This window comes from Azospirillum sp. (genome assembly GCF_035627195.1).
GTDB lineage: Bacteria > Pseudomonadota > Alphaproteobacteria > Azospirillales > Azospirillaceae > Azospirillum.
Window position 1 is genome coordinate 1 of record NZ_DASPMG010000288.1, and the last position, 2,040, is coordinate 2,040.

2 protein-coding genes are annotated in these 2,040 nt (G+C 70.4%); both read right to left on the reverse strand.

Going from position 1 to position 2,040, the window contains the following annotated elements; all coding sequences use genetic code 11:
• Positions 1 to 145 precede the first annotated feature (145 nt).
• A complete protein-coding gene (lptE, locus tag VED21_RS26325) occupies positions 146 to 664 on the reverse strand; it encodes an LPS assembly lipoprotein LptE (RefSeq protein ID WP_324887645.1) in 519 nt (172 codons plus the stop codon).
• Positions 651 to 2,040: class I tRNA ligase family protein (locus VED21_RS26330; RefSeq protein WP_324887647.1), on the reverse strand; the 1,390-nt coding region annotated here is incomplete at its 5' end. The genes lptE and VED21_RS26330, both read right to left, overlap by 14 nt.

Consider the following 2,040-nt stretch of genomic DNA (forward strand, 5'->3'; position numbering starts at 1 on the left):
CCACCAGCTTGCCCAGTGCCGCCGCGCGGTCGCGCACCAAGCCGGCGTCGGGGCCATAGAGCAGCACCGCGCGCACCTTCGGATCGGGGTTCCGAAGGAACGCGTCGACCGCCTTGCCCTGCAGTTTCACGGGGTTGCGACCGCCTCAGTTGCCGCGGGCGAAGTGCATCGCCACGCGGTTGGTGATCTCGTCGGAGATCTGGATGAGCCCGCGCTCGTAGGCGTTGTCCACCGTCTGCAGGGCGCCGTAGTGCTCCTCCAGCACGTTGTAGGCGATCAGCGCGCGGCTGCTGGCCTGGAAGACCACCTTGCCGTTGCTGGTGTCCACGAGCCTGTAAGGCACGTTGAGCACCAGCTGCGCGCGCTCTGCCGAGGCGTCCTTGCGCAGGGCCAGCTTCTGCTCGAACGCGGTGATCGACGCCTCCAGCCGGTGCGTCGTCTTCGACGGGCGCGTGTCCGGGTAGAAGCGGTCGATCAGCAGGTTGCGCAGCTGCTGGCCGTGCCGGTCGGGCAGGTTGGCGATGTCGACCTGGGCCAGCTTGTCGGCCGCCCCGGCGCCGACCGAGCGGTCGCCGTACAGCGGCTGGAAGCCGCAGCCGGGCAGGAAGGCCAGCAGGGCCGCGGCGCCGGCCGCGGTGAGGACGCTGCGTCTAGACCACGACATTGATCACCCGGTTCGGTACGACGATGACCTTGCGCGCCGGCTTGCCTTCCATCGCGCGCAGGACGTTGGGATCGGCCAGCGCCGTCTTTTCGGCGACGTCGTTGGCGCAATCGCGCGGCAGGGCGATCTCGGCGCGGCGCTTGCCGTTCACCTGGACGGCCACCGTGATGGTGTCGTCGGTGGCCAGTGCCGCGTCGGCCTCCGGCCAGGGCTGGTCGGCCAGCAGCGTGGCGTGGCCCAGCTGCGCCCACAGCTCCTCCGCCAGGTGCGGCATCATCGGGCCGATCATGCGCACCAGCGCCTCGAAACCCTCCCGCAGCACCCAGGCCTCGCCGGCCCCCTTGCCGTCCAGCTCGCCCAGGGCGTTGGACAGCTCGCGCACGCGGGCGACGGCCTTGTTGAAGCGGAACTTCTCCAGGTCGTCGCTGACGCCGGCGATCGCCTTGTGGATCAGGCGGCGGGCCGCCTGCGCGGTCTCCGACAGCTCGGCCGGCAGCGGCGTGCCGGCGGCGGGCAGCGCCACCGGCGGCTCGGTGATCATGCGCCAGACGCGGCTGATGTAGCGCCACGCGCCGTCGATGCCGGCCTCGGTCCACTCCAGGTCGCGCTCCGGCGGGCTGTCGGACAGCATGAAGAAGCGGGCGGCGTCGGCGCCGTACGACTCGATGATGTTCGCCGGGTCGACGACGTTCTTCTTCGACTTCGACATCTTCTCGACGCGGCCGACGGTGACCGGCGCGCCGTTGTCGACGCGGACCATGTCGCCCTTGTCGTTCTTCACGATGTCGGCCGGCGACAGCCAGGCGCCGGTGCCGGCGTCCTTGTACGTCTCGTGGTTCACCATGCCCTGGGTGAACAGGCCGGCGAACGGCTCCGTGATGTCCCAGTAGCCGCAGTGGCGCAGCGCCCGCGTCCAGAAGCGCGAGTAGAGCAGGTGCAGCACGGCGTGCTCGATGCCGCCGATGTACTGGTCGACCGGCATCCAGTAGTCGACCGCCTCGCGCGTGAAGCCGGCCTTCTCCTCATGGGGCGAGCAATAGCGGGCCGGATACCACGACGACTCGATGAAGGTGTCGAAGGTGTCGGTCTCGCGCACCGCCGGCTTGCCGCAGGACGGGCAGGCCGTGTGCTTCCACGTCGGGTGGTGGGACAGCGGGTTGCCCGGCTTGTCGAAGGTCACGTCCTCCGGCAGCACGACGGGCAGCTGGTCCTCCGGCACCGGGACGACGCCGCACGACTCGCAGTGAATCATGGGGATCGGGCAGCCCCAGTAGCGCTGGCGCGACACGCCCCAGTCGCGCAGGCGGTACTGCGTGGTGCGCTCGCCCTGCCCCGCCGCCTCCAGGCGCTTGCCGACCTCCTCCTTGGCGGACTCG

Excerpts from the sequence above, each read along its gene's own strand:
- lptE (WP_324887645.1), bottom strand. The coding sequence starts at position 664 with ATGTCGTGGTCTAGACGCAGCGTCCTCACCGCGGCCGGCGCCGCGGCC.